A 278-nucleotide genomic window follows, 5' to 3' on the forward strand; every position below is an offset into this window, starting at 1 on the left:
CTGATAAGTGGAATACCATTGCCTATGATGATTCCGTATTGCCTGTCAGGATTACTGCCACTGCATTTAATGGAAAGCAAACAGAGACCAATGTTTCAGGTTTGACAACCAGCGTAAAGGAACTTAACGGTTATGGCAGAACGACTTCAAAGACGACCGATGCTCTTGGTAATGTGATTTCTTCCACTGATCCGGGTGGAACAGTACAGTTTTCCTATAATGCATCAGGGCAACAAACCCAGGCTCAGTATGCTGAAAACATCGTGACCACTAAGTAT

At 43.5% G+C, this 278-nt stretch carries 1 protein-coding gene; it reads left to right on the top strand.

Features of this window, described 5'->3' with window-relative positions:
- Positions 1-278: hypothetical protein (locus SB659_RS19360; protein ID WP_410551569.1), on the top strand; the 278-nt coding region annotated here is incomplete at both ends.

This window comes from Arthrobacter sp. SIMBA_036 (genome assembly GCF_046535135.1).
GTDB lineage: Bacteria > Actinomycetota > Actinomycetes > Actinomycetales > Micrococcaceae > Arthrobacter.